24 protein-coding genes are annotated in these 19611 nt (G+C 74.8%); 21 read left to right on the forward strand and 3 right to left on the reverse strand.

Annotated features, from left to right (window positions below; genetic code table 11):
* Positions 1 to 20 precede the first annotated feature (20 nt).
* A complete protein-coding gene (flgN, locus tag Cpa01nite_RS04345; RefSeq protein WP_203667515.1) occupies positions 21 to 506 on the reverse strand; it encodes a flagellar export chaperone FlgN in 486 nt (161 codons plus the stop codon).
* A gap of 377 nt (positions 507 to 883) precedes the next feature.
* On the opposite strand from flgN, the gene Cpa01nite_RS04350 reads away from it, so the two are divergent.
* From Cpa01nite_RS04350 to Cpa01nite_RS04430, 17 genes are all read left to right on the forward strand, one after another.
* Positions 884 to 1756 (forward strand): sigma-70 family RNA polymerase sigma factor, encoded by an 873-nt coding sequence (locus tag Cpa01nite_RS04350; RefSeq protein ID WP_239068516.1) that lies wholly within the window; start codon positions 884 to 886, stop codon positions 1754 to 1756.
* A 222-nt stretch (positions 1757 to 1978) separates the two neighbouring features.
* Entirely contained in the window at positions 1979 to 3169 is a 1191-nt protein-coding gene (locus Cpa01nite_RS04355) for a flagellin N-terminal helical domain-containing protein (protein ID WP_203667516.1), read from the forward strand.
* A 140-nt stretch (positions 3170 to 3309) separates the two neighbouring features.
* Positions 3310 to 4665, forward strand: a complete 1356-nt coding sequence (fliD, locus tag Cpa01nite_RS04360) for a flagellar filament capping protein FliD (RefSeq protein WP_203667517.1) — start codon at positions 3310 to 3312, stop codon at positions 4663 to 4665.
* A 29-nt stretch (positions 4666 to 4694) separates the two neighbouring features.
* Complete coding sequence (locus Cpa01nite_RS04365) at positions 4695 to 5141, forward strand: flagellar export chaperone FliS (RefSeq protein ID WP_203667518.1); 447 nt, start codon at positions 4695 to 4697, stop codon at positions 5139 to 5141.
* Positions 5131 to 5574 carry a hypothetical protein gene (locus tag Cpa01nite_RS04370; RefSeq protein ID WP_203667519.1) on the forward strand — a complete coding sequence of 148 codons (444 nt, stop codon included), beginning with the start codon at positions 5131 to 5133 and terminating at the stop codon, positions 5572 to 5574. The genes Cpa01nite_RS04365 and Cpa01nite_RS04370 overlap by 11 nt, the downstream gene beginning before the upstream one ends.
* 258 nt (positions 5575 to 5832) lie before the next feature.
* Complete coding sequence (locus Cpa01nite_RS04375; RefSeq protein ID WP_203667571.1) at positions 5833 to 6174, forward strand: flagellar basal body rod protein FlgB; 342 nt, start codon at positions 5833 to 5835, stop codon at positions 6172 to 6174.
* On the forward strand, positions 6174 to 6578 hold the full coding sequence (locus tag Cpa01nite_RS04380) for a flagellar basal body rod protein FlgC (protein ID WP_203667520.1): 405 nt from the start codon (positions 6174 to 6176) through the stop codon (positions 6576 to 6578). The genes Cpa01nite_RS04375 and Cpa01nite_RS04380 overlap by 1 nt, the downstream gene beginning before the upstream one ends.
* A complete protein-coding gene (gene fliE, locus Cpa01nite_RS04385; protein WP_203667521.1) occupies positions 6575 to 6916 on the forward strand; it encodes a flagellar hook-basal body complex protein FliE in 342 nt (113 codons plus the stop codon). Before Cpa01nite_RS04380 ends, fliE begins: the two co-directional genes overlap by 4 nt.
* Complete coding sequence (gene fliF, locus Cpa01nite_RS04390) at positions 6916 to 8514, forward strand: flagellar basal-body MS-ring/collar protein FliF (RefSeq protein ID WP_203667522.1); 1599 nt, start codon at positions 6916 to 6918, stop codon at positions 8512 to 8514. The genes fliE and fliF overlap by 1 nt, the downstream gene beginning before the upstream one ends.
* Positions 8514 to 9521 carry a flagellar motor switch protein FliG gene (gene fliG / locus Cpa01nite_RS04395; protein WP_203667523.1) on the forward strand — a complete coding sequence of 336 codons (1008 nt, stop codon included), beginning with the start codon at positions 8514 to 8516 and terminating at the stop codon, positions 9519 to 9521. Before fliF ends, fliG begins: the two co-directional genes overlap by 1 nt.
* A complete protein-coding gene (locus Cpa01nite_RS04400; RefSeq protein ID WP_203667524.1) occupies positions 9511 to 10170 on the forward strand; it encodes a FliH/SctL family protein in 660 nt (219 codons plus the stop codon). Before fliG ends, Cpa01nite_RS04400 begins: the two co-directional genes overlap by 11 nt.
* Complete coding sequence (locus tag Cpa01nite_RS04405; RefSeq protein ID WP_203667525.1) at positions 10167 to 11582, forward strand: FliI/YscN family ATPase; 1416 nt, start codon at positions 10167 to 10169, stop codon at positions 11580 to 11582. The genes Cpa01nite_RS04400 and Cpa01nite_RS04405 overlap by 4 nt, the downstream gene beginning before the upstream one ends.
* Positions 11579 to 12031, forward strand: coding sequence for a flagellar export protein FliJ (locus Cpa01nite_RS04410; RefSeq protein ID WP_203667526.1), 453 nt, complete (start codon positions 11579 to 11581; stop codon positions 12029 to 12031). The genes Cpa01nite_RS04405 and Cpa01nite_RS04410 overlap by 4 nt, the downstream gene beginning before the upstream one ends.
* Positions 12028 to 12867 carry a C40 family peptidase gene (locus Cpa01nite_RS04415; protein ID WP_239068517.1) on the forward strand — a complete coding sequence of 280 codons (840 nt, stop codon included), beginning with the start codon at positions 12028 to 12030 and terminating at the stop codon, positions 12865 to 12867. Before Cpa01nite_RS04410 ends, Cpa01nite_RS04415 begins: the two co-directional genes overlap by 4 nt.
* The gene (locus tag Cpa01nite_RS04420; protein WP_203667527.1) at positions 12864 to 14318 is read left to right on the forward strand and encodes a flagellar hook-length control protein FliK; all 1455 of its coding nucleotides are present in this window, start codon (positions 12864 to 12866) and stop codon (positions 14316 to 14318) included. The genes Cpa01nite_RS04415 and Cpa01nite_RS04420 overlap by 4 nt, the downstream gene beginning before the upstream one ends.
* Positions 14319 to 14334: 16 nt before the next feature.
* Positions 14335 to 14814: a flagellar hook assembly protein FlgD gene (locus tag Cpa01nite_RS04425; protein WP_239068518.1), complete on the forward strand. Its 480-nt coding sequence runs from the start codon at positions 14335 to 14337 to the stop codon at positions 14812 to 14814.
* A gap of 36 nt (positions 14815 to 14850) precedes the next feature.
* The gene (locus Cpa01nite_RS04430) at positions 14851 to 16044 is read left to right on the forward strand and encodes a flagellar hook protein FlgE (protein WP_203667528.1); all 1194 of its coding nucleotides are present in this window, start codon (positions 14851 to 14853) and stop codon (positions 16042 to 16044) included.
* 49 nt (positions 16045 to 16093) lie between these two features.
* Here Cpa01nite_RS04430 and Cpa01nite_RS04435 read toward each other — a convergent pair whose 3' ends face one another.
* Positions 16094 to 16507 carry a type II toxin-antitoxin system VapC family toxin gene (locus Cpa01nite_RS04435; protein WP_203667529.1) on the reverse strand — a complete coding sequence of 138 codons (414 nt, stop codon included), beginning with the start codon at positions 16505 to 16507 and terminating at the stop codon, positions 16094 to 16096.
* A complete protein-coding gene (locus tag Cpa01nite_RS04440) occupies positions 16504 to 16758 on the reverse strand; it encodes a type II toxin-antitoxin system prevent-host-death family antitoxin (protein ID WP_203667530.1) in 255 nt (84 codons plus the stop codon). The genes Cpa01nite_RS04435 and Cpa01nite_RS04440 overlap by 4 nt, the downstream gene beginning before the upstream one ends.
* Positions 16759 to 16939: 181 nt before the next feature.
* Between Cpa01nite_RS04440 and Cpa01nite_RS04445 the strand changes: the two genes are divergently transcribed.
* From Cpa01nite_RS04445 to Cpa01nite_RS04460, 4 genes are read left to right on the forward strand one after another with little or no spacing between them, the layout of a single operon-like run.
* Complete coding sequence (locus Cpa01nite_RS04445; protein ID WP_203667531.1) at positions 16940 to 17251, forward strand: flagellar FlbD family protein; 312 nt, start codon at positions 16940 to 16942, stop codon at positions 17249 to 17251.
* Between the two features lies 1 nt (position 17252).
* A complete protein-coding gene (locus Cpa01nite_RS04450; RefSeq protein WP_203667532.1) occupies positions 17253 to 18020 on the forward strand; it encodes a motility protein A in 768 nt (255 codons plus the stop codon).
* Positions 18017 to 18931: an OmpA/MotB family protein gene (locus Cpa01nite_RS04455; RefSeq protein WP_203667533.1), complete on the forward strand. Its 915-nt coding sequence runs from the start codon at positions 18017 to 18019 to the stop codon at positions 18929 to 18931. Before Cpa01nite_RS04450 ends, Cpa01nite_RS04455 begins: the two co-directional genes overlap by 4 nt.
* 5 nt (positions 18932 to 18936) lie before the next feature.
* Complete coding sequence (locus Cpa01nite_RS04460; protein WP_203667534.1) at positions 18937 to 19461, forward strand: flagellar basal body-associated FliL family protein; 525 nt, start codon at positions 18937 to 18939, stop codon at positions 19459 to 19461.
* Positions 19462 to 19611: the final 150 nt, after the last annotated feature.

Below are 19611 nucleotides of genomic sequence, written 5' to 3' on the forward strand. Positions count from 1 at the left end.
GTCCTCTTCCTCGCGGTTCGTCAGAACGACCGGTCGAGCAGCTGTGCGCTGCGGTCGGCCTCGGCGGTGGTGTGACCCTGCGGGTCGTAGGTCTGGACGGACTCCTGCAGGGACATGAGCGTCTCCTGCGTGGCCCGGTGCGACATGGCGAGCAGCTCGCGGTTGCCGTCGGCGAGCTGGGCGATCTCGGTGGTCAGCTGCACGAAGGCGTCGCGGTGCGCGTGCAGCAGGTCGTCCCAGGGGGCGGGCGCGTGCTCGGCGAGCGTGCGCAGCGTGGCGCCGGGCTCCAGCCCGAGCTCGAGGGCGACGGCGTCCGCCTCGACGGAGCGGCCGAGCTCGGCGTCCCGGATCTGGTCCAGCACGGTCTCGACCTCCCGCGTGGCGTGCGCCAGCCACCGCGTGCGCCCGCTGGTGAGCACGAGCTGCTCCTCCTCGAGCTTGAACAGCAGCAGCTCGAGCAGTCGGCGCTCGGTCCACAGGACGTCGGACAGCTGGCTCAGGGCCATCGGGTCTGTCCCCCTTCGAAGCGGCGGTGGTGCGGTCGGTTCCCGCCCGCGGCGGGTGGCCGACCGGGCTGGTGCCTTCCCTATCGGGCCCGGGCGGGGGGTCCTGAGCAGAAACCGGACACCTCGTCGTCGCCCGGCGCCGCCCGGTGTTCACCCTCGGTTGAACTGACTGGTCAGTGGGCCTGCCTGACGGGACAGCGATGTCCGTGCTGTGACGTGCGTCACAACTCCTCAACTTCGCCCGGAACTATGTCAGCGGATGTCCGATTTGTCTTTCCGGAACGTCCGAAATGGCCGCGGAAGTCGCATAGATCGGGTCCTCAGGAACTTCAGAACAAAGGCTCAAGGCGGGTTTCACCCCCGCCGAGAACCGGAACGTGAACAGCTCTGCAGCCACTCCCGCCGCCGACGACCTCGTCGTCGCGCACATGCCCCTCGTGGGCTACCACGTGAGCGAGGTCCTCTCGCGGGTCCCCGCCACCGTCAGCCGCGACGACCTCGTGTCCGCCGGCCACCTCGCGCTGGTGCTCGCCGCCCGCGCGTACGACCCGGAGACGGGCGTCCCCTTCCCGCGCTACGCCGCGCTGCGCATCCGCGGCGCCCTGATCGACGAGCTCCGCTCGATGGACTGGGCGTCCCGCGGCGCCCGGCACCGCGCCCGCGAGATGTCGGCCGCGAGCGACCGCCTCACCGCGACGCTCGGCCGCACGCCCACCCGCGAGGAGGTGGCGTCCGCGCTCGGCACCGACGTCGCCGCGGTCGACCAGGCCCGCCAGGACGCGGAGCGCCGCGTGCTGTCGATGGACGCCACCGTGCACCCGGTCGCCGACCTGGTCCGCGACGAGGCGCCCGGCCCGGAGGACAACGTGCTGATCGGCGAGCGCCTGCGCTACCTGCGCGCCGCGGTCGAGACGCTGCCCGACCGCCTGCGCACCGTGATCGAGGGCCTGTTCCTGCAGGACCGGTCCGTCGCCGAGCTGGCGGACGAGCTGGGCGTGACCCAGTCCCGGATCAGCCAGCTGCGCACCGAGGGCCTCGCCCTCATGAAGGACGGCCTCAACGCGAGCCTCGACCCGCAGCTGGTCCCGGTCGCCGAGCGGCCCGACGGCGTCGCCGAGCGCCGCCGCCGCACCTACTTCGCCGCGGTCGCCTCGCGCGCCGCGATGACCGCCGCCGGCCACCGCGCCGACGAGGCCCGCGCCGTCCCGACGCCGTTCGGCGCCGACCGGGTCACCCCCGCCGCGGTCTGAGCCGCACCGCAGAGCACGTTCACACCGCGCCCCGAGGCGCCGGCCGCAGCACGCGGCCGGCGCCTCGTGGCGTCTGCGGCGACGGACCCGCAGGTCAGCGGGCCGCGTTGACCCCTTCGGGTGAACCGGCCCGAACCCCTCAGCCGCGGCCGCGGCCGGTCGAAGTTCAAGGGTGAGCCCACGGATGGGCCACGAGTACCCCGATCAAGGAAGAAGAGAACCATGGCGCTCTCCGTCAACACCAACATCGCGGCGCTGAACGCGTACCGCAACCTCTCCGCCACGCAGAACGACCTGGGCAAGTCCCTCGAGAAGCTGTCGAGCGGCCTGCGCATCAACCGTGCGGCGGACGACGCGGCCGGTCTGGCGATCTCCGAGGGCCTCCGCGCCCAGATCGGCGGCACCACCCAGGCCGTGCGCAACGCCCAGGACGGCATCTCCGTCGTCCAGACCGCTGAGGGTGCGCTCACCGAGACGCACTCCATCCTGCAGCGCATGCGGACCCTGTCCGTCCAGGCGTCCAACGAGGGCGGTCTGTCCGACACCGCGAAGTCCAACATCCAGGACGAGCTGTCCGAGCTCAAGACCGAGCTCACCCGCATCGCGGACACCACGCAGTTCAACGGCAAGAAGCTGCTGGACGGCAACTACGACGGTTCGTTCCAGGTCGGCGCCAACACCTCGGCGCAGGACAAGATCAACGTCAAGATCGAGACCGGCAACGGCCAGGGCCTCGGCGCCGTCGGCCTGGGCGTCGCGAACGTCGACGTCACGGCCATCGCCACCAACGCCACCACGGTGGCGACCACCACGGCTGCCGAGTCCGGCACCGCGGGTGTGAAGACCCTGGCCGCGGCCACGGACTTCACGGGTGACAACGTCGCCGCGTTCCAGGAGCTCAACGGCACCGTCACCATCGGCTCGAAGTCGCTCGACCTCAAGTCGGTCGACTACTCCGGCGTGACCACCACGGCCGGTGCCGAGGCCGCCCTGAACGCGGCGCTGACCGCCAAGTTCGGTGCGGGTGCCGCGACGGCCGCCGCCACGGCGACCGGCATCACCCTGACCGGTGCCGCCACCACGGGCACGGCCGCCGAGGTCGCCGCCACGGAGATCGGCTTCAAGCAGGCCACCGGTGCGGACGAGGCGATCGACCTGATCGACGCGGCCATCACCTCGGTCTCCTCGGTCCGTTCGGGCCTCGGTGCGGTCCAGAACCGCTTCGACCACACCATCAACAACCTCAACGTCGCGGTGGAGAACCTGACCGCGTCCGAGAGCCGCATCCGCGACACCGACATGGCGTCCGAGATGGTCAGCTACACCCGCGCCTCGATCCTGTCGCAGGCCGGTACCGCGATGCTCGCCCAGGCCAAGAACCTGCCGCAGAGCGTCCTGCAGCTCCTCCAGTGAGCTGTCGCCCCCCGGTGGTGACGCCGGGGGGCACCGCACGACCCTGACAGGCGGTGGGTGGACGACCGTCCACCCACCGCCTGTCGCGTGCCGGCCCCGCCGGCCTGGACGCACGACGACCCGGGGAGGACCGGACCAGCATGGTGAGCAGCATCGGGATCGACGGCCTGATCAGCGGCATGAAGACCAGCGAGATCATCGACCAGCTGCTCGCGGTCGAGGGGAACCAGCAGAAGCTGCTGGCGTCCAAGCGCACCGGGCTGCAGTCCGTCGTCACCGCCCTGCAGTCGCTCAACACCAAGGTCGCCTCGCTCGGCACCGCCGCCACGACCGCCCTCAAGGCGGAGTCCTGGCAGGCCACGACCGCCACCGCCTCGTCCACCGCGGTCACCGCCGTGACGTCGAAGGACGCCTCGCCGTCCTCCCTCACGCTGACCGTCGACAAGCTGGCCGCGTCCCAGTCGACGCTCTACACGCTGCCGAGCTCCTACACCTCGGGCAAGCCGGGCTTCACCCTCACCGTGGGCGGCGAGGCGAAGACGATCGTCGCCTCGAGCCCGCACATCGGCGACGTCGTCGCGGCGTTCAACGCCGAGGGCACGGGCGTCACCGCCTCGGCCGTGAACGTCGGCACCGCCGACGCCCCCGTCTACAAGCTGCAGCTCACCGGCACCGCCACCGGCGCCGACAACGGCTTCACGGTCGCCGCGACCAACGCCAACGAGGGCACGTCGCTGACCGGCCAGGAGCTGCGCGCCGCGGCCGACGCCAAGGTCACGCTGTGGCCGGGGACGCCGGGCCAGACCGAGGTCACCTCCGCGAGCAACAGCTTCAAGGGCCTGCTCACCGGCGTGGACCTCACGGTCAGCAAGGCCGGCACCGAGGAGGTCACCGTCACGGTGGCCCGCAACGCGGCCTCGATGAGCAAGCTCGCGTCGAACCTGGTGACCAACCTCAACGCCGTGCTCGGCGACATCGCCGACCGCACCAAGGCGACCTCCGGCACCGCCGCCGACGGCGGCTCGATCCTCAAGGCCGGCCTGCTGTCGGGCAACACCGCCGTGCGGGTGCTGCAGCAGAGCGTCCTCGCCGCGGGGACGATCGAGGTCGACGGGAAGTCGCCCGCGTCGGTCGGCATCGTCGTCGGGCGCGACGGGACCTTCACGTTCGACGAGGCGGCGTTCACCACCGCCTACACGGAGGACCCCGCCGCCGCGCAGAAGATGGTGCAGGCCGTTTCCGCCGCGCTCGAGACGGCCGCCACCGCGGCGTCCGACAGCACCAAGGGCACGCTGACCGCCCAGATCACCTCGTACCAGAGCGAGGTCACGGACCTGGCCGACCGGATCGCCGACTGGGACGACCGCCTGGCCACCCGCCGCGCGTCCCTCACGCGCATCTACACCGCGATGGAGGTGTCGATGTCGCAGATGCAGTCGACCTCCAACTTCCTGTCCCAGCAGCTCGCGCAGCTGAACGCGAACAACGCCAGCTGAGCCACCCACCCACGCAAGGGAGGACCGTCGTGTACGACGTCCGGACCCGGTACCTCGCCGACGCGGTCGCCACCGCGGGCCCGGCGAAGCTCCTCACCATGCTGTACGACCGCCTGCTGCTCGACCTGGACCGGGCGGAGGCGGCGCTGCGCTCCGGCGCGCGCGCCGAGGCCACCCAGCAGCTCGCGCACGCGCAGGAGATCGTCGCGGAGTTCATCGCGAACCTGAACGTGGGGGAGTGGGACGGGGGCGACCGCCTGCTGTCGGTCTACACGTTCCTGCTCTCCGAGCTCATCGGCGCGAGCACCGCCGGCGACGCCGAGCGGGTCGTCGCGTGCCGGGCGCTCGTGGCGCCGCTCGCCGAGGCGTGGCGCGAGGCCGCGCTCGTCGTGGCCAAGGACGTGCCGACGCAGCGCACCGCCCCGACCTTCGACACCGCCGACGCCGGCTCCGGCGGGGTGCTCGGTGTCGGCTGACGCGCTCGCGCCCGTCGAGGGCGCGCACGCGGGCACCGCGCTGGACGCCGACGCGCGCCCGCACCGCGACGCGCACGCGGGCGAGCGCGGCGCGAGCGGCGACCGCGAGGCCGCCTGGGCGCGCGCGCTCGCCGACATGGAGGCGGCCGCGGACCGCGCGGAGCACCTGCTGGCCGCGGCCGGCTGGGCCGACGCGGGCGCCGCGGCGCACGCCGCCGACGCCGCGGTCACCGCACCCTGGCGCACGCCGCGCGGGCTCGGCTCCCTGCCGCTCGCGCTCGCGCCCCGCGCCGCCGCGCTCGTCGACCGCCAGCGCGACCTGGTGCGCCGCACCGCCGAGCAGCTCGACGACCACCGCCGCGCGCTGCGCACGGCCGACGGCCTGCGCACCCGCGCCGCCGCCGCCCCGGTCTACCTCGACGTCGAGGGCTGACCCCCGCCGCGCTCCTCGCCGTCGAGGACGCCCCTGGGTGCCAGCACCCAGGAAATGCCCGCGGACATTCCGCGGCAAATTCGGACAACCCGTTCGAATCGCGCCCGCCGCGCGGGTGACCTGCGACATTTTCCGCGCGCACGCCTCAGCACCGCCCGGGCCCCGCCGATGGGACGCGTGAGCACGGATCGCTCGCGCAGCAGGCCACGGACTAGGCCGACCAGGACCAACCTCAGGTGAGGGTGACCCTGCATGGGCATGTTCGACTCCGTCAGCTACGTCGCGCTGAACAGCGCGCTCGACGGCCTGGCCGCGCGCCAGCGCGCCATCGCCGAGAACGTGGCGAACATCCAGACCCCGGGCTACCACGCCAAGAAGGTCCGGTTCGAGGACGCGCTCGCGCGCGCGGTCGACGGCGGCACCGGCGCCGCGACGGCCACGACCTCCCGGTCGCTCGAGCCCACCCGCACCGACGGGAACAACGTCAACCTCGACTCCGAGACGTTGCTCAACGTCGACACCAACCTCCGGTACCAGCTGGCGACCCAGGCGGTCGACGGCACGTTCTCCGGCGTCCGCGCGGCGATGAGGACCTCCTGATGACCACGTTCGGGGCGATCGGCATCGCCAGCACCGGCATGACCGTCTACCGCAAGTGGATCGACGCGGTCAGCGACAACCTCGCGAACATGAACAACGCGACCTCGACCACCGAGGCCGCCTACCAGGCCAAGTACGTCGTGGCCTCCGAGATCCCCACCGCGGACGGCGGCGGCGCCCAGGTGTCCGGCATCGCGCTCGGCCCGGCCGAGGGCCGGCTCGTGCACGAGCCCACCAACCCGCTCGCGGACGAGGACGGCTACGTGCGGTACCCCGAGGTCGACATGGCCTCCCAGATGACGCAGCTGATCATGGCGCAGCGCGGCTACCAGGCGAACGCGGCGGTCGTGGACCGCGCGAAGTCGTCCTACGAGGCGGCGCTGCAGATCGGACGGACCTCGTGAGCATCCAGCCCGTCGGCGGGGTGACCGGCGTGACCGGCACCTCCTACCTGTCCGAGCTGTCCGACGTCGCCGGCCTGGCCGGCGCGACCGGCGCGGGCGCGACCACCACGACCGGTGCCGACGGCGGGTTCGCCGCCGCGCTCGGCGCGGTCGACCACGTCCAGCAGCTCCAGTCCACCAGCCAGGCGCTCGCGGTCCGGGCCGTCACCGGCGACCTCGACGACGTGCACGACTACACCGTCGCGTCGTCCGAGGCGAAGCTCGCCCTCGAGCTCACCGCCGCCGTGCGCAACAAGGCCGTCGACGCGTTCACCGAGATCATGAGGATGCAGGCCTGATGCCCGCCCAGGTGAAGACCCTGTTCGGCCGCATGAGCGGCGCGGTCAAGCAGTTCTCGCTCCCGCAGAAGACCTTCGCGGTCATCGCGGTCGCCGCGATCCTGCTCGGCGGGTTCGCCCTGTACTCGTGGGCCGCGAAGCCCACGCTCGCCCCGCTGTTCAGCGGCCTGTCCGCGACCGACGCGTCGGCCGTGGTCGACCAGCTGTCGGCCGAGGGCGTGACGTACGAGCTGACCGACGGCGGCAGCACCGTGCTGGTCCCGCAGGACCGGCTCTACGACATGCGCCTCTCGCTCGCGGCGGCCGGCCTGCCGGCGAACGCGGAGGGCGACGGCTACTCGCTGCTCGACGGGATGTCGATGACGTCCAGCGAGTTCCAGCAGCAGACCACGTACACCCGCGCCCTGGAGGGCGAGCTGGCCAAGACGGTCGGCGCCATGTCCGGCGTCGAGGCGGCGACGGTCAAGCTCGCGCTGCCGGAGGAGTCGGTGTTCGTCTCGCAGCAGCAGGACCCGACCGCCTCGGTGTTCGTGCGGACGAAGACCGGCACCGAGCTGAGCAACGACCAGGTCGAGGCGATCGTGCACCTGGTGTCCGCGGGCATCGAGGGCATGAAGGCGACCGACGTCGCGGTCGTCGACTCCACCGGCAAGGTGCTGTCCGAGGTCGGCACCGGCCTGACCGGCGGCACCGGCGACGAGGCCACCTCCACCTACGAGCAGCGGGTCACCGGCGCCGTGCAGGCGCTGCTGGACCAGGTCGTGGGCGCGGGCAACTCCGCCGTCACGGTCACCGCGTCGCTCAACCAGGACCAGACGCAGCGCACCTCCGAGGAGTTCACGGCGTCCGAGGGCACCCCGCCGCTCGTCTCGTCGACCACCACCGAGGAGTACGAGGGCACCGGCGGCGGCAACGCCACCGGCGTGCTCGGGCCGGACAACATCGCGGTCCCGAACGGCGACGCCGCCGGCACCGGGACGTACACGAACACGACCGAGGACGTCAGCAACGCGGTCAACAAGGTCACCGAGGTGACCACGGTCGCCGCGGGCACCGTCGAGCGGCAGTCGCTCGCCGTGCTCGTCGACCAGACCGCCGCCGCGGGCATCGACCTCAACCAGCTCACCGCGACGCTCACCGCGGCCGCGGGCATCGACGCGGCGCGCGGCGACACGATCGCCGTGCAGGCGATGGCCTTCGACACCACCGGCGCGGACGCCGCCGCGGAGGCGCTGGCCGCCGCCGACGCCCAGGCCGAGGCCGACCGCCGCGCGGACCTGCTCCGGCAGGCCGTGATCGCCGGCGCCCTGCTGCTGGTGGTGGTCGTGGTCGCGATCGTGCTGGCCCGCCGCTCGCGGCGCAGCAAGCGCGAGGCGCTCGACATCGGCGAGCTGCCGCTGATGGACGGCCCCGACCCGGCCGCCGAGCTCGAGGACCTGCCCGAGATCCCGCCGGCCCTCCCGGGCCCGGCCGAGGTCGACCCGGTCGCCGAGTCCCTCGCCGTCAAGCGCGCCGAGATCGCCGCGCTCGCCGACGAGCAGCCCGAGGAGGTCGCCGACCTCCTGCGCGGCTGGCTGACCCCCGCCGGGCGGCGCTGATGTCGACCGCCACGCTGACCGGCACCCAGAAGGCCGCCATGCTGCTGCTGCAGCTCGGCCGGGAGCGCGCCGCCAAGGTCATGGCCAAGCTCGAGACCGCGGAGATCGAGGAGCTGACCGCCGAGATCATGCGCCTGGAGCGCGTGGACGCGACGGTCGCGGACGAGGTCGTCGAGGAGTTCTACGCCGCGTCGGCCATCGGCCCGAGCGTCAACGGCGGCCTCGGCTACGCCACCCAGCTGCTCGAGGGCGCCCTGGGCCGCGACGAGGCCGCGGGCATGATCGAGCGCCTGCAGACCTCGATGGCCGGCCAGCCGTTCGAGTTCCTGCAGCACGCCGACGCCCGCCAGGTGCTGTCGCTGCTGAACGGCGAGCACCCGCAGGCGGTCGCCCTGGTGCTGGCCCACCTGCGCCCGGAGCACGCGTCGGCGATCCTCGCCGGCCTGCCCGCGGACCAGCAGTCCGAGGTCGCGCACCGCATCGCGCTGATGGAGCGGGCCTCGCCGGACGTGGTCGCGGTCATCGCCGAGTCGATGCAGCGCAAGGCCTCCACCGTGCTGACGCCGAGCGAGCTGTCGGCCGTCGGCGGCGTGCAGCCGCTGGTCGAGATCATCAACCGCGCGGACCCGACCACCGAGAAGCTCATCCTCGAGGGGCTGCAGAGCCGCGACGAGGCGCTGGCCGACGAGGTGCGCAGCCGGATGTTCGTGTTCGGCGACACCGTCCTGCTCGAGGACCGCGCCATGCAGCTCGTGCTGCGCCAGGTCGAGACCAACGAGCTGTCGGTCGCCCTCAAGGGCGCCGCGCCCGAGGTGCGGGACAAGATCCTGCGCAACCTGTCCGAGCGCGCCCGCGAGAACCTCGAGGAGGAGATCGAGCTGCTCGGCCCGGTCCGCCTGTCGCAGGTGGAGGAGGCCCGCGCGGGCATCGTCCAGGCGATCCGCCGCCTCGAGGAGTCGGGCCAGATCGTGATCCGGCGCGAGGGCGAGGACGAGTATGTCTCCTGAGCCCCGCTCCTTCACGCAGGCCTTCGGCGGCTCGCGCGGCGGGACCGCCACGGCCGAGCCCACGCGCGCCGAGGGGTACGCCGCCGGGTACGCGGCGGGTTACGCCGCCGGTGCCCGCGAGGCCGCCCGCGCCGCCGAGGCCGAGGCCGGCCGCGTCCAGCGCGAGCGCGCCGAGGCGGACGCCCGCCGTGCCGCGGAGCACGCCGACGCCCTGGCCGTGCTGGCGCGCGCCGCGCGGGCCGCCGCCGACCGCTCGGCGCCGGTCCTCGCGAGCGCCGAGCACGCGCTGCACGCCGCCGCGCTGGACCTGGCCGCCGCCGTCCTCGGCACCGCGGTCGCCGACGCCCCGACGGCCGCGGCCGCGGCGCTCGCCCGCATCCGCGCGCTGGACCCGGCGCGCGAGGTGCACACCGTCCGGCTGCCCGAGCGCGACCTCGCGGTCGTGCGCGCGGCGCTCGCGGGCGACGCCACGGTCGCGCGCGGCGACGTGCTCGCCGGCCTGCCCGACCTGACCGGCGTCGAGCTCGTCGCCGACCCGGCCCTGGCCCCCGGCGACGCCGTGGGCGAGCACCCGGACGGGTTCCTCGACGCGCGCCTCGGCGCCGCGCTCGACCGCGCCCGCGCGGCCCTGGAGGCCGACGCCCGATGACCACCACGCCCACCGCCGCCGTGCTGCCCACGCCGCGCACCGCCGCGACCGCGAGCACCCCCGCGCCGCCGCTCGCCGAGCCCGCCGCGGCGCTGCTGCGCACCCCGGTCTGGGGCGCCGCGCTCGCCGCCGCCCGGCCCGAGCGCGTCGGCACCGTCCGCGGCGTCGTCGGCCTGACGGTCGAGGTCGCGGGCACCGGCGCCGCCGTGGGCGAGCTCGTGTCGATCGACCCGGGCGACGGCACCGAGGTGCCCGCCGAGGTCGTCGCCACCGGCCGCGGCTCGGCGCAGGCGATGCCGCTGGGCCCCACCCACGGGCTGCGCGCCGGGATGCCCGTGCGCCCCCGCGGCACCGCGCTGACCGCGCCGGTCGGCCCGGGCCTGCTCGGCCGGGTGCTCGACGGCCTCGGCCGCCCGATCGACGGCAAGGGGCCGCTGGTCGGCGTCGGCGCGGCCGAGGTGACCGGGCACGCCCCGCACCCGCTGGCCCGCGCCCGCGTCGCGCAGCCGCTCGACCTCGGCGTGCGCGTGCTCGACACCCTGGTGACCGCCGGCCGCGGCCAGCGCCTCGGCCTGTTCGCCGGGTCCGGCGTCGGCAAGTCCTCCCTGCTGTCGATGATCGCCCGCGGCACGGACGCCCAGGTGTCCGTCATCGCCCTGGTCGGCGAGCGCGGCCGCGAGGTGCGCGAGTTCCTCGAGGACGACCTCGGCCCCGAGGGCCTGGCCCGGTCGGTCGTCGTCGTGGCGACCTCCGACGAGCCGCCGCTGGTCCGGCTGCGCTCCGCGTTCGTGGCCACCCGGATCGCCGAGTGGTTCCGCGACCGCGGCGACGACGTCGTGCTGATGATGGACTCGCTCACCCGCGTCGCGATGGCGCAGCGCGAGATCGGCCTGTCCGTCGGCGAGCCGCCGGCCACCCGCGGGTACCCGCCGAGCACCTTCGCGCTGCTCGCCCAGCTCCTGGAGCGCGCCGGCACCGGCGCGACCGGGTCCGTCACCGGCCTGTACACCGTGCTGGTGGACGGCGACGACCACAACGAGCCGATCGCCGACGCCGCCCGCTCGATCCTCGACGGGCACGTCGTGCTGGAGCGGTCGCTGGCCGTGGCCGGCCACTTCCCGTCCGTCGATGCGCTCGCGTCCATCTCCCGCGTCGCGTCCCGCGTGACCGGCCCGGAGCACAAGGCGCTCGCCACCCGGCTGCGCCGCGTGATGGCCGCGCGCCGCCAGGCGCAGGACCTGCTGGACGTCGGCGCGTACGTCGCGGGCTCGAACCCGCTGGTCGACGCCGCGGTCGCGCACGGCGCCGCGATCGACGCCTTCCTCCGCCAGGGCATGGACGAGCGCGCGCCGTCGGCCGACTCCTGGGCGCGGCTCGCCGCGCTCGTCGCCGCGATGGGGGACCTGCCGTGAGCCGCGCCTTCCGCCTGGCCGGGCTGCTGCGCCTGCGGGCGCTCGCCGAGGAGCAGGCCGCCGCCCAGCGCGCCGTCAGCGTGCGCGGCCGCGACGCCGCCGCGGCCCGCGCCGCCGCGACCGAGGCCGCGCTCGGCTCCGCCGCCTTCCCGCCCGGCGCCGACGCCCGCGCGGTGCAGGCCGTCGTCGCCAGCCGGCTCGCGCTGTCCGCGATGCTCGTCGACCGGCGCGCGCAGGTCCTGGTGGCGCAGGACGAGGTCGACGTGGCCGACGCGGCCTGGGCCGAGGCCCGCAGCCGCACCCGCACCCTCGAGAAGCTGCAGGAGAAGCACGACGCCGCCGTCCGCGCCGAGGAGCAGCGGGCCGAGCAGGTCGTGCTCGACGAGGTCGCCGGCCGCCGCGCGGTCGCGACCGTGGGCGCCGACGCGTCCGGGGAGGGGGACCGGTGACCGGGGGAGTGGCCGCCGTGCAGGCGCGCATCGCCGAGATCCGCGCGTACGTCGAGCCGGTGGCCGTGGCGACGACGTCGGCGACGCCCGCGACGTCCGCCACCACCGGCTCCGTGGCGGCCACGACCTCGGCCACCGCCGCCCCGGGCACCGGCTTCGCGGCCGCGCTCGCGCAGGTCACCGGCGCCGCGCCCGCCGCGGACCCGGCCACCGTGCCGGCCGGTGCGCTGTCCACGACCGTCACCGGCCAGGACCTGGTCGAGTCGGCGAAGAAGTACCTCGGCACGCCCTACGTGTGGGGCGGCGAGTCGCTCGCCGAGGGCGGCCTGGACTGCTCGGGCCTGGTGCTGCGCTCGCTCGCCGACCTCGGCATCACCTCCGGGGTGCCGCGGGTCGCCCGCGACCAGGCGACGATAGGCCAGGAGGTGCCCTCGCTCGCGGAGGCGCTGCCCGGTGACCTCGTCGTGCTGAGCGGCGGCAAGCACATCGGCATCTACGTCGGCGACGGGCAGATGATCGACGCCCCGAAGCCCGGGAAGTCCGTGACGATCCGCGACGTGTACGCGGAGCCGACCACGATCCGGCGGGTGCTGCCGCAGCAGGCCGCGACGCCGACCGCGACCGCCCTGTCCTCGGACGCTCTGTCCTCGGCGCTCGCGAGCACGTCCGCCGGCCAGAACGCGCTGGCGCTGCTCACCGGGTCGGCGGGCGCGACCGGCTCGTCGCCCGCGGCCCTGACCGGCGGCTCGCTCACGTCCGCGCTCCAGCGGCTCGGCGCGGGCTCGACCTCCACCACCTCGTCCCTGCTCACGTCCCTCTGGGGGGCCGCCTCGTGACCATCAGCACGCTTCCCGCCGCCGGCGCCGCGCGGTCCGCCGCCCCGGCCGCGGGCACCGCCGCGCGCGGGGGGTCCGGCTTCGACGCCGTGCTCCTCGGCGCGCTCGCCGCCGCCCCGCAGGACCGCGAGCCCGCCGTCCGGCCCGCCGCGGACCGCCCTGCGGCCGACCGCCCCGTGTCCGACCGCCCCGCGGGCGCGGACCGCCCGGCCGACCGCCCGTCGGCGTCCGACCGGGCCGGCCGCCCGGCCGACCGCCCGGGCCACGCGCACGGCACCGACCGTGCGGACCGCCCTGCGGCCGGCCGTCCCGCCGCCGACCGCCCCGAGGGCGCGGGCGACGCGACGGCCCCGGGGGCCGACGTCCCCGCGGACGCCGCCACCGACGGCGCCCCGGCCTCCGACGCCGCGGCCGACCCGGCGGCGGACGCGCAGCCGGTCGTCGCGCCCGCCGCGCCGGTCGTGGCCACCGCGCTCCCGCCGGAGGTCACCGCCGCGCTCGCCGCGCAGGCCGCAGGCGCCGCGGGCGCCCCGGCCACGGCGGACGCCGCCGGGCCGACCCCTGCCGTGGCCGCCCTCGGCGCGGCGCCGGCGACCGGGGGCAGCACCGCCCCCGCGACCGCCGCCGCGACCGCCGCCGCGCCCGCTGCCGCGGAGCCCGCCGCGGCCGCGAGCCCGGTCACCGCCGCGCCCGCCGCGCCCGCCACCCCCGCGGCGGCCGAGCCGACCCCCGCGCCCGCCCCGTCCGCAGCCCCGGCGTCCGCGGGGACGTCCGCGCCCGCGACCGCCGACGCGGCGGCCGCGGCGGCCCGTCCCGCCGAGGCCGCGGTGCCGGCGACGACCTCGGCGGCGACCACGGCGCCGGCCGAGGCCCCCGCCCCGGCCGCCGTCGCCGAGCACGCCGCGACGGCCGCGGCCGACGACGCCGCGCCCGCCCCCGCGCCGACGGCCGCCCCGGCCGCGCAGCCCGCGCTCCAGGTCGGCACGGTCCAGCACCGCGCCGCGGCCGCGCCGGCCGCGACGCCCCTGGCCGACCAGCTCGCCTCGAAGATCGGCGAGCAGCTGCCCGCCCTGCGCGCGGCGGGCACCGGCCAGCACGTCCTGACGCTGCGGGTGGACCCGGAGCACTTCGGCCCGGTGAAGGTCGTCGCGCACATCTCGCCGGAGGCCGTCCGGGTCGAGCTGGTCGGCGCGACCGACGCCGCCCGCGACGCGCTCCGCCAGTCGCTGCCGGACCTGCGCCGCGACCTCGCCGCGACCGGGCTGTCCTCGGACGTCCGCCTGGGTGCGGACGGCGACGGAGCGGACGGCCAGGCCGCCGGCACCGACCGCCGCGAGGCCCCCGCCCGCCCGGACGGCACCCGCCCCGGCGCGGCCGCCGCCGCGACCGCCCCGACCACCACCGCACCGCGCCCGTCGGCCCACGCCGGCGGCCTCGACCTGCTCGTCTGACCGGAGGGAACCCCCCGTGACCGCCATCCCCGTGTCGTCCATCGGCGCGACGCGCACCGACGCGTCGGCGGGCGTCGAGGCGCCCAAGAAGGAGCTGGACAAGGACGCGTTCCTCCAGCTGCTCATCGCCCAGCTGTCCAACCAGGACCCGAGCAGCCCGATGGACACGAGCCAGATGATGGCCCAGACCACGCAGCTCGGGATGATGGAGTCCCTCTCGGAGATCCAGGCCTCGTCGCGCGAGCAGTTCGCGCTGCAGATGCGCATGGCCGCCGCCGACCTCGTCGGCCAGCAGGTCACCTGGACCGACGCCGACGGGGAGTCCCAGACGGGCCTCGTGTCCGGCGTCGACTACTCCGCGAGCGTCCCGACCCTGACGGTCGGGAAGACCTCGATCCCGCTCGACTCCGTCTCGAGCGTCAGCCCCGCGGGGACCACCCCGCCGGCCGACGACGACGACGCGCCCGGCACGACCACCCCCACGCCCACCGCCTGACCGCGGTCCGCCCCACCCCACCCGAAGGGAACCACCATGCTCCGCTCCCTCTTCTCCGGCATCAGCGGTCTGCGCAGCCACCAGACGATGCTCGACGTCACCGGCAACAACATCGCCAACGTCAACACCACCGGCTTCAAGGCGTCCCAGATCCAGTTCCAGGACACCCTGAGCCAGATGCTCAACGCGGCCTCGGCCCCGCAGGACGGCGTCGGCGGCCAGAACCCCGCCCAGGTCGGCCTCGGCGTGCAGGTCGCCGGCATCACGACCAACTTCACGCAGGGCGCGGCGCAGCTCACCGGCCGCAGCACCGACATGATGATCTCCGGCGACGGCTTCTTCGTCGTCCGCCAGGGCACGCAGCAGTACTACACGCGCGCCGGGTCGTTCGACTTCGACTCGACCGGCCAGATGGTGCTGCCGGGCGACGGCGCGATGGTCCAGGGCTGGGCCGCGGACCCCTCCGGCGTCATCGACACCTCCCGCCCGGTGGGCGACATCAAGGTCGGCGTCGGCACCGTGATGCCGGCCAGGGCCACCACCACCACCCCGTTCGCGGGCAACCTGCAGGCGGACGCCGCGGTCGGCAAGACCAAGACGGTCGCGGTGAAGGCGTACGACGCGCTCGGCAACGCCCGCGAGGTCGCGCTGGAGTTCACCAAGGAGGCCACCGGCTGGACGATGACCGCCACCGACGGCACCGCGACGTACCCGGCCACCGGCTCGGTCGCGCTCACGTTCGACGCGGCCGGCCAGCCGACGTTCGCCGAGACGACCTTCGCGCTCGGCGCCGTCACCGTCGACCTGACCGGCGTCACCGGCATGGCGGGCGTGGACACCATCGCCGCGGGCAAGCAGGACGGCTACGCCGCCGGCATCCTCGAGTCGTTCACGCTCGGCTCGGACGGCACCATCAACGGCGCGTTCAGCAACGGCCTCAAGCAGGACCTCGGCCGGATCGCCATGGCGTCGTTCACGAACCCCGCAGGCCTGTCGAAGGCGGGCGGCTCGCTGTTCACCACCACGGTGAACTCGGGCGACCCGCAGATCGGCGCCGCCGGCACCGGCGGCCGCGGCACCATGTCGTCCGGCTCGCTCGAGATGAGCAACGTGGACCTGTCCACGGAGTTCACGCAGCTGATCATCGCGCAGCGCGGCTTCCAGGCGAACTCCCGCGTCATCACCACCTCGGACGAGGTGCTGCAGGAGCTCGTCAACCTCAAGCGCTGACCGGCGCCGCGTCCTCCGCCCGGCCGCGTGCCGGCGGGGGACGCGGACCTCAGGCGCGCCAGGGGTCGACGACCGCCACGCCGGTGCCGGCGAAGTCCTGCACGTCCCGGGTGACCACCGCCTTGGCGTGCACGAGCGCGGTGGCCGCGATCAGCCCGTCCGAGAAGGGGCGGGCGTCGGGGACGGACAGCGCGGCGGCCCGGCGGGCGACATCGCCGTCGACGGGCAGGACGCGCCCGTCGAACTGCGGCAGCACCTGCCCGGTGAACCACGCGCGGAGCAGGGCGCCCTGGGCGGGGTCCTTGCGCTCGCGCGCGAGGATGCCCCGCTCCAGCTCGTACAGCGTCATGGCCGAGACGAACAGCTCCGAGGCCGGCCTCGCGTCGACCCACGCGACCACGTGGTGGTCGGCGGCCGGCATGCGGAGCTCGGAGATCACGTTCGTGTCGAGCAGGAAGGTCACAGGTCGACCTCGCGCTCGGCGAGCGGGGCCCGGGGCGGGTGGAACTCGACGTCCTCCGCGTCGGGCCGCATCCGCAGCGCCTGGGCGAGCCCCGTGCGGGCACCCGTGAGGGCGCGCCAGTCCTCGACGGTCAGCAGGACGTGCGACGGCCGGCCGCGGTCGGTGATCACCACCGGCCCGTGCGCCGCCGCCCGCTTCGCCGCCGAGACGTCGTGGTTGAACTCGCGGGACGTCATCGCCGTCTCGGCCATCGCATCTCCTGGTGTAGGTACGTACCTACATCTTACGACCCAGTCGCCCCGCCGGGGAGGCCGGAGCCCGCGAAACCCCTCAGTGCCCGGGCCCCGTGTCCGATGGACAGGGGTGAGCGGCACACGGACGGGCCGCGGCGGCGCGAGCCGCACGTGCACCACCAGGGACGGGACAACCGCTGTGATCATCGTGACGCGCCTGAACGGGGCCCAGTTCGGGGTCAACCCCGACCTGCTCCAGCGTGTCGACAGCGCGCCCGACACCATCCTGACCCTCATCGACGGGACGAAGTACATCGTCCGGGAGTCGATGGCCGAGGTCATCGCGCGGGTCAACGAGCACCGCGCGCACCTCCTGGCCCGTGCCCAGGAGATCCAGGCGGCACCGGTCCCCGCGGTCGAGCTGGTCCGGGACGCCTCCGGCGCCGACCAGCCGGCCGACGAGGACGCGCCGCTCGCCGACCCCGTCCCCCTGCGACCGAGGAGCCGCTGACATGGATCCCGCCGGTTTCATCGGGCTGGTCGTCGCCTTCGGCGCGATCTTCACCGCCCTCATCATGGAGGGGGCGGACCCGATGTCCATCTTCCTCCTCCCGCCGCTCATCCTCGTGTGGATCGGCACCATCGGCGTCGGCATCGCCGGGCACACCATGAAGGACGTCATCGAGTCCTACAAGGCGGTGCCGCGGGCCTTCCTGAAGAAGGTGCCGGACCCGACCACGACCGTGGACACCCTGGTCGACCTGGCCGACCGCGCCCGGCGCGAGGGGCTGCTCGCGCTCGAGGACGCCGCCAAGGACATCGACGACCCGTTCCTGCGCGGCGGCCTGCAGGCCGCGATCGACGGCACGGACCCCGACGACCTCCGGATGATCCTCGAGGACAAGATCGCGACCAAGCGGACCAAGGAGAAGGTCTGGTCGAAGTACTTCGCCGACATGGGCGGCTACGCGCCGACCGTCGGCATCATCGGCACGGTCATCTCCCTGGTGCACGTCCTGGAGAACCTCTCCGACCCGGCCTCGCTCGGCCACTCCATCGCGGCCGCGTTCGTCGCGACGCTGTGGGGCATCCTCTCCGCCAACGTCGTCTGGCTGCCGATCGGCGCCCGCATCAAGCGGTTCTCCGACCTGGAGTGCGCGCAGATGGAGGTGACGCTGGAGGGCCTGCTGGCCGTCCAGGCCGGCGCCAACCCGCGCCTCGTCGGCGAGCGGCTGCGCAGCCTGCTGCCCGACGAGCCGGCGGCGAAGGAAGCGGCATGAGCTCCGGCGGCCGCGGTCGCAGCCGCCGCGGGGGCCACGAGGAGGAGCACGTCAACCACGAGCGCTGGCTCGTGTCCTACTCCGACATGATCACCGTGCTCATGGCGCTGTTCATCGTGCTGTTCGCGATCAGCCAGGTCGACCAGGAGAAGTACATCGCCCTGCGGGCCTCGCTGGCCGCCGGGTTCGGCGACGGCGCGGTCAACCAGTCGGTGCTCGAGGGCACGGGCGGGGTGATGGACGGGATGGCGATCGCGGAGGACCAGGCCGACCTGGGCACCTCCGGGATCGTGGACGCCGACGCCGGGCTCGGCGAGCAGGCGTCGCAACCGTCCCCGGACGCCTCCGCCGACCCGACCCAGGTGGACGCGAGCGTGCTCGCGGCTGCGCGCGCCGAGGCGGCGCACCTCGAGGAGGTGCGGCAGCACATCCTGTCGGCGCTCACCGCGGAGGGCCTGCAGGAGCAGGTCCGGTTCCGGGTCGACGAGCGCGGGCTGGTGCTCGGGCTCGTCGCCGACGACGTCTTCTTCGCGCAGGGGTCCGCGACGCTGACCCCGACCGCGGGGCGGGTCCTCGACCTGGCGGCGCCCACCCTGGTGGGGCTCCAGGAGCAGATCTCCGTCGAGGGCCACGCGAACACCATCCCGATCTCGGGGCGGTACGCGACGAACTGGGAGCTCTCCGCCGACCGCGCCACGCAGGTGCTGCGGTACCTGGTGGAGCGCGACGGCATGCCGGGAGCCCGCATCCAGTCGGTGGGCTACGGCGACACCCGGCCCCTGGTCCAGGGGACGGGCGACGAGGCGATGACCGCCAACCGGCGGGTCGACATGGTCATCCTGAGCGCGGCACCGGAGACGGTGCGCGCCCTGCTGCCCGCGGTGGCAGCCGGAAGCACGACGGGAGGGTAGGGGCGATGCCCATCGAGCAGCGCGTGATCGGCGGCGGTCAGAAGATCGGCGGCGGCCAGAAGATCGGCGGCGGCAAGGAGGCTCCGGCCCCCGAGCCGGAGCCGGAGAAGAAGGCGGGCGGCAGGAAGAAGCTGCTCCTGATCATCGGGGCGGTGGTCCTGGTGGCCGCCGGCGCGGCGGCGTACCTGCTGCTGGGTCGCGGCGGCGGCGAGCCCGCGGCGGAGCCCGAGCCCGAGCCGGGCGCGGTCATCGCGGTCGAGCCGGTGAGCCTCAACCTGGCCGACGGGCACTACCTGCGGCTCGGGTTCGAGCTGCAGTTCACCGCCGCGGCCGCCGGGGGTGGTCACGGCGACCCGGAGACCGGCAAGGCCGTGGACGCGGCGATCGCCCTGTTCTCCGGGCGCAGCGTGTCCGAGGTGAGCGACCCCGCGAAGCGCGAGGAGCTCAAGGCGGAGTTCAAGCACCAGCTGGACGAGCTGTACCACGGGGAGGTCTACGACGTCTTCCTGACGAACTACGTCACCCAGTGACGGCGGCGCGCGGCGACGCGCGCCCCGTCCGGCCGGCCGGGTGACCGCTCTGACCAGGGCGGTCACCCGATCCGGTGAACCACGGCGCCACGGAGGGCGCCACATCGCTCCGCAGCACGCCGGCCCACGACGGGCCGAGGGCGGAGAAAG

The organism is Cellulomonas pakistanensis, assembly GCF_016862755.1.
Lineage (GTDB): Bacteria > Actinomycetota > Actinomycetes > Actinomycetales > Cellulomonadaceae > Cellulomonas > Cellulomonas pakistanensis.